The sequence below is a fragment of the Pseudorhodoplanes sp. genome (assembly GCF_035565855.1).
Lineage (GTDB): Bacteria > Pseudomonadota > Alphaproteobacteria > Rhizobiales > Xanthobacteraceae > Pseudorhodoplanes.
Genome location: NZ_DATMRX010000376.1, coordinates 1 through 5,512, shown reverse-complemented (window position 1 = coordinate 5,512; position 5,512 = coordinate 1). Strand labels below are relative to the sequence as shown.

The window sequence follows — 5,512 nt, the reverse complement described above, 5'->3', positions numbered from 1 at the left end:
ATCGAGCCTTGCGCACGTCTTGTCGATCTCCGGTTATCACATGGCAGTGGTGGCCGGCATTGCGTTCTTTGGATTTCGCGCCGTGCTCGCGCTGTTCTCGGTGGTCGCCAGCCGCTTTCCGATCAAGAAATGGGCGGCGTTTGCAGCGCTCGGCCTGGCATCGTTCTATCTCGTCCTGTCCGGCGCGGAGGTCGCAACGCAGCGCGCCTTCATCATGACCGCGATCGTCCTGATCGGGGTGATGTTCGACCGCCCGGCGCTGACGCTGCGCACGATCTGCGTCGCCGCCCTGGTGCTGCTTGCGATCGCTCCCGAATCCATCGTGCATCCGAGCTTCCAGATGTCGTTTGCGGCAACGCTGGCGCTGATTGCGGTCTATGAGCGCGGCTTGCCGTGGATGTCGTCTGAGCCGGCGACGCCGCTGGCCGCGCGCCTCGCACTCTGGGGAGGCCGCGAAGTCATCGCTCTGATCGTCGCCTCGCTGGTTGCAGGCGCGGCCACCACGTTGTTTGCCGCCTATCATTTTCACCGACTCGCGCCTTACGGCGTGTTGTCCAATCTGCTCGCAATGCCGGTCATATCGCTTGTCGTGATGCCGGCGGGCCTCCTGGGCCTCGCCGCCCTCCCGTTCGGCTTCGATCGGCTGTTCTGGTGGTTGATGGGCGAGGGGATCGATTGGGTGATCACGGTTGCGACCTGGGTCACGGGTCTACCGGGCGCTGTCGGCCGCATCTCCGCATTCGGCACAGGCACGCTTCTGATCGGGACGGCAGGACTTGTGGTGCTGTGCCTTCTGCGTTCACCGCTGCGCTGGGTGGGGGCAATGCTGGTCAGCCTGTGCGTCGTCTCGGCCTGGACCACGACGCGGCCCGATGTCCTGGTTTCGGCCGATGTCGGGATGGTCGCCGTACGCGACGTGAGCGGCGTCTTGCGTGTGATGGCAACGCGTCGCGATGGCTTCGCCTTGCGCCAGTGGCTCGCATCGGACGGCGACGCCAGGGCTGAAGACGATGCTTCCCTCTCGCAGGGAATTGCCTGCGATCAGATCGGATGCGTCGCGCGTATGGCAGACGGGCGGGCGGTGGCCTTGGCCCGGAATGCGGAAGCCCTCATCGAGGATTGCGACATGGCCGCAGTCCTTGTCACCGCGCGACAGGCGCCGCCTGGCTGCACGGCGATAGTTATCGACCGGAAGGTCGCTCGCGAGTCTGGAGCCGTTTCGATTCGCCTTGAGGGGGGCACATTGGTCGTAGATGCGGCGCGTCCAAAGACCTACGACCGGCCCTGGGCCCGTCGAGCGCCGGCGGCGACTGCGGCGTCCCCGCGTTCCGCCGCACCGCGCGATGCGACGCCGAGACCATCCGACCTTGAAGCCGATGACGGGGTCTCAGTAGCGCCGCAGCAGGCCGACTAGCTTGCCCTGAATGCGCACACGGGTCGGTGGCAGAATCCGGACCTCATACGCAGCATTAGCTGGTTCAAGTGCGATGGAAGCCCCGCGGCGGCGGAAACGCTTCAGCGTCGCTTCCTCATCGTCGATCAGGGCAACCACGATGTCGCCGGTATCCGCGGCGTCCGACTTGCGGATCAGCACCGTATCGCCATCGAGAATGCCGGCATCGACCATCGAATCGCCCCGCACCTCCAGTGCGTAGTGATCGCCGGAACTGAGCATTTCCGGCGGGACATTGATGGTGTGGCTCTTGCTCTGAATGGCTTCGATCGGCGTACCCGCGGCAATCCGGCCCATCACCGGCACGGAAACCGGACGGCCGCCGTCGTCTTCCGACGCGACACGCACGCGGCCGAGATTGCCCTCGATCACACTCGGTGTGAAACCACGGCGCACGGAAGCCCCATGATTGGAGCTTTCCGGCAACTTGATCACCTCGATCGCGCGGGCACGATTGGGGAGGCGACGGATGAAACCGCGCTCCTCAAGGGCCGTGATCAACCGGTGGATGCCGGACTTGGACCGCAAGTCGAGCGCGTCCTTCATCTCGTCGAAGGAGGGCGGCACGCCGGCTTCCTTCAGACGCTCATTGATGAATCGCAGAAGCTCGAGCTGCTTGCGCGTCAACATTCACGTGTCTCCCCGACAGCATCCGGGTCGACAGACGACACCACAGATGCGAAACAAATCATGAACATACACTATATGTTCGATATGTGTTCCGCAACCCCTTAATTTGAGGTGAAGAAAGCAGCCGACGCCTACAACGGAAGTTTCATGATGACGCAGGGCGAGCCGGCGCTGGCGCGTGGCGCATGCGGTTCGCGCAGCACAAGGCAGTCGGCCTCTGCGAGCACCCGTGTCATCGACGAATCCTGAAGGGGGAACGGCGTCGCAACCAGAGCCCCGCGCGAGGACCGGGATAATCTCGCCCGAAGATAGTCGGCGCGCTCGTCGTTTTCCGGCAGGTCCGAGCCAAGCAGCGCATGTTCAGTGGGGATAGAGTGGTCGGAGCGGCCGCTCAGGACGCGCAGCAGCGGCAGCAGAAACAGCACGGCGCAGACATAGGCCGAGACCGGATTGCCGGGAAGTCCGAGAACGTGGATCGGACCGAGCCGCCCATGCATCAGCGGCCGGCCCGGTCGCATGGCGATCTTCCAGAACGAAAGCTCCATGCCCTCGGCGGTCAGCGCGTCCTGCACGAGGTCGTAATCGCCGACCGATGCGCCGCCCATGGTGACGAGGACGTCGGCGCGGCGCAGCTTTGCATTCCGAATAGCAGTGACGGTATCGGCGAGATTGTCGCGGACGATTCCAAGATCGCTCACGTCGGCGCCTTCCTGACGGGCGAGGGCCGCGACTGAATAGCCATTCGAATAAACGATCTGACCGGGGCCGGGCTGTTGCCCGGGCATCACCAGTTCGTCGCCGGTTGCCAGCAATGCGACGCGCGGCTTCCGATGCACCGGCAGCATCGGATGATTCATCGCGGCAGCAAGTCCCAGATCGCGGCCGGACAGGACACGGCCGCGGCTCAGCAAAATTTCGTTTTTCTGGAAATCGAGGCCGGCGCGGCGGATATGCCGACCTTTTTCCGGAACCGCCGTGATGATGACGATGTCGCCGTCCCGGCGCGTCCGTTCCTGCACGACAATGGTGTCGGCTCCCGGGGGCAATTCTCCACCGGTGAAGATTCGAACCGCCTGTCCGGGCCGCAATTCATTCGGGAAGGGCCGGCCGGCGGCGACTTCGCCGATTACCTTCAGATCGGTCGGCGCGCTGGTCACGTCTTCGGCGCGGATCGCATAGCCGTCCATCGCCGAGACATCCGCGGGCGGCTGGGTCCGCAAGGCTCGCAGATCCTCGGCCAGCACGCGGCGGCGGGCATCCGCCAGCGGAATTCGTTCCAGCGGAAGCGGGCGTGCGTCAGCGAGGACCCGCTGCAACGCCTCGGCGACCGGCAGCAGCGCCATGATTTACGATCCCGCCCGGTACGTTCCGGACTTGCCGCCGGTCTTCTCCACGAGATGGATGCCCTCGATCCGCATGCCGCGCTCGGCGGCCTTGACCATGTCGTAGATCGTCAGGCACGCGACCGAAACCGCGGTCAGCGCTTCCATCTCGACGCCGGTTTGTCCGGTGACCTTCACGCTGGCGCGCACCACAATTCCGGGCAGCGAGGGGTCTGGCGTCAGGTCGACGGTGACCTGCGACAACGCCAGCGGATGACACAGCGGAATGAGTTCATGGGTGCGCTTCGCCGCCATGATCCCGGCAATCCGCGCGGTGCCAAGTACGTCGCCCTTCTTGGCGTTGCCAGCAACGACGAGGTCGAGCGTGTCCTTGCTCATGACGACGCGGCCTTCGGCGATTGCGACACGCTCGGTCGAAGCTTTCGCGGAGACGTCGACCATATGCGCTTCGCCGGACGCCCGAAGATGCGTGAGGGCCTTGTCTGCCATGGCTTCAGCCCGCGGCGCGGACGCGCGACCGCGCCAGGAGCGTCCGGGTCGCCTCGGCGACATCGGCGGCCCGCATCAGGCTTTCCCCGATCAGGAATGTGTCGATGCCGACCTCCGATAACAGCGCGAGGTCCGCAGGCGTGAAGAGGCCGCTTTCGCCGACGATCACCCGGTCGCGCGGGACCTTCGGGGCGAGCCTGCGGCTGACCTCGAGCGAGGTTTCGAAGGTGCGCAGGTTGCGATTGTTGATACCGATCAGACGTGACTTGAGGGCAAGCGCACGATCGAGTTCGGCCTCGTCATGGACCTCGATCAAAACATCCATGCCATACGATAGGGCTGCCGCTTCGAGGTCGTGTGCAGTTGCGTCATCGATGGCCGCCATGATGATCAGGATGCAATCGGCGCCCCAGGCTCTGGCCTGCGCGACCTGATAGGGCTCGAACATGAAATCCTTGCGCAAGGCGGGCAGGGACGTTGCGCCGCGCGCCGCAGTAAGAAATTCCGGGCTCCCCTGAAACGATGGCGCGTCGGTGAGCACCGACAAACAGGCCGCGCCGCCGGTTTCGTAAGCCTTGGCGAGCGCGACCGGATCGAAATCGGCGCGGATCAGTCCCTTGGAGGGACTGGCCTTCTTCACCTCGGTGATCAGCGCATAATCTCCGGCAGAGAGCTTGCGCTCGATCGCGTCTGCGAAGCCGCGCACCGGCGCCGCCGCGCGGGCATCGGCATCCAGTGCGGCTGCGCTCCTGTCGCGCTTTGCCGCGGCGATTTCCTCGCGCTTATAGGCCTCGATCTTCTTCAAAATGTCGGCCATCGGCATCCTATCCGTTTGACACGGCGATCAGCCGGTCGAGCCGCGCCCGAGCCGCGCCGCTGGACAATGATTTGTCAGCCAACGCGGCGCCTTCCTTGAGATCTTTCGCGGCGCCCGCAACGACCAGCGTCGCGCCGGCATTCATCAGGGCGACGTCGCGATACGGTCCCGGCTTGTTCTCCAGCACATCGAGCAGCGCCGCGGCATTATGCTCGGCATCGCCGCCGCGCAGTGCCTCGGGTTTCGCAACCTCGAGTCCGATATCGGACGGTGCAATCTCGAATGTCCGGATCTTGCCCTTTTCGAGTGCCGCCACCGCGGTCGGACCGGACGTCGTGATCTCATCGAGCCCGTCCGAGCCATGGACCACCCACACCGATTCCGCACCCAGATTGTGAAGCACCTGGGCGAGCGGTTCGATCCATTGCCGGGAGAACACGCCAACGAGCTGGCGCTTCACGCTGGCCGGATTTGAGAGCGGGCCGAGCAGGTTGAAGATCGTGCGGGTGCCAAGCTCGACGCGCGTCGCGCCGACATTCTTCATTGCCGGGTGATGCGCCGGCGCGAACATGAAGCCGATGCCGGCCTCATAGACGCAGCGGGTGATTTCATCCGGCCGCAGATCGATTTTCACGCCGAGCGCGGTCAGGACATCGGCCGCGCCGGATTTCGACGAAAGCGCACGGTTGCCATGCTTGGCGACGGGCACGCCGGCACCGGCGACGATGAATGCCGCGCAGGTGGAGATATTGTAGGAGCCGGATGCGTCGCCACCGGTTC

At 64.8% G+C, this 5,512-nt stretch carries 6 protein-coding genes; 1 reads left to right on the top strand and 5 read right to left on the bottom strand.

The window, feature by feature from the left end; genetic code table 11:
* Positions 1–1,414, top strand: a 1,414-nt coding sequence (locus VN004_RS21945; RefSeq protein WP_325614326.1) for a ComEC/Rec2 family competence protein, incomplete at its 5' end; no start/stop codon positions are given.
* On the opposite strand, the gene lexA is transcribed toward VN004_RS21945, so the two are convergent.
* The 5 genes from lexA to trpD form a co-directional block, all read right to left on the bottom strand.
* On the bottom strand, positions 1,388–2,083 hold the full coding sequence (gene lexA, locus VN004_RS21940; RefSeq protein WP_325614324.1) for a transcriptional repressor LexA: 696 nt from the start codon (positions 2,081–2,083) through the stop codon (positions 1,388–1,390). The two genes, VN004_RS21945 and lexA, sit on opposite strands and share 27 nt — an antisense overlap.
* Positions 2,084–2,214: 131 nt before the next feature.
* Positions 2,215–3,426, bottom strand: a complete 1,212-nt coding sequence (gene glp / locus VN004_RS21935) for a gephyrin-like molybdotransferase Glp (RefSeq protein WP_325614322.1) — start codon at positions 3,424–3,426, stop codon at positions 2,215–2,217.
* A gap of 3 nt (positions 3,427–3,429) precedes the next feature.
* Positions 3,430–3,915, bottom strand: a complete 486-nt coding sequence (gene moaC, locus VN004_RS21930; RefSeq protein WP_325614320.1) for a cyclic pyranopterin monophosphate synthase MoaC — start codon at positions 3,913–3,915, stop codon at positions 3,430–3,432.
* A gap of 4 nt (positions 3,916–3,919) precedes the next feature.
* Entirely contained in the window at positions 3,920–4,732 is an 813-nt protein-coding gene (gene trpC, locus VN004_RS21925) for an indole-3-glycerol phosphate synthase TrpC (RefSeq protein WP_325614317.1), read from the bottom strand.
* 7 nt (positions 4,733–4,739) lie between these two features.
* On the bottom strand, positions 4,740–5,512 hold a 773-nt coding region (gene trpD / locus VN004_RS21920), incomplete at its 5' end, for an anthranilate phosphoribosyltransferase (protein ID WP_325614315.1).

What these genes read in the sequence shown, in the direction of transcription:
- lexA (WP_325614324.1), bottom strand. Translation starts at nt 2,083, where the DNA reads ATGTTGACGCGCAAGCAGCTCGAGCTTCTGCGATTCATCAATGAGCGT.
- glp (WP_325614322.1), bottom strand. Translation starts at nt 3,426, where the DNA reads ATGGCGCTGCTGCCGGTCGCCGAGGCGTTGCAGCGGGTCCTCGCTGAC.
- moaC (WP_325614320.1), bottom strand. Translation starts at nt 3,915, where the DNA reads ATGGCAGACAAGGCCCTCACGCATCTTCGGGCGTCCGGCGAAGCGCAT.
- trpC (WP_325614317.1), bottom strand. Translation starts at nt 4,732, where the DNA reads ATGGCCGACATTTTGAAGAAGATCGAGGCCTATAAGCGCGAGGAAATC.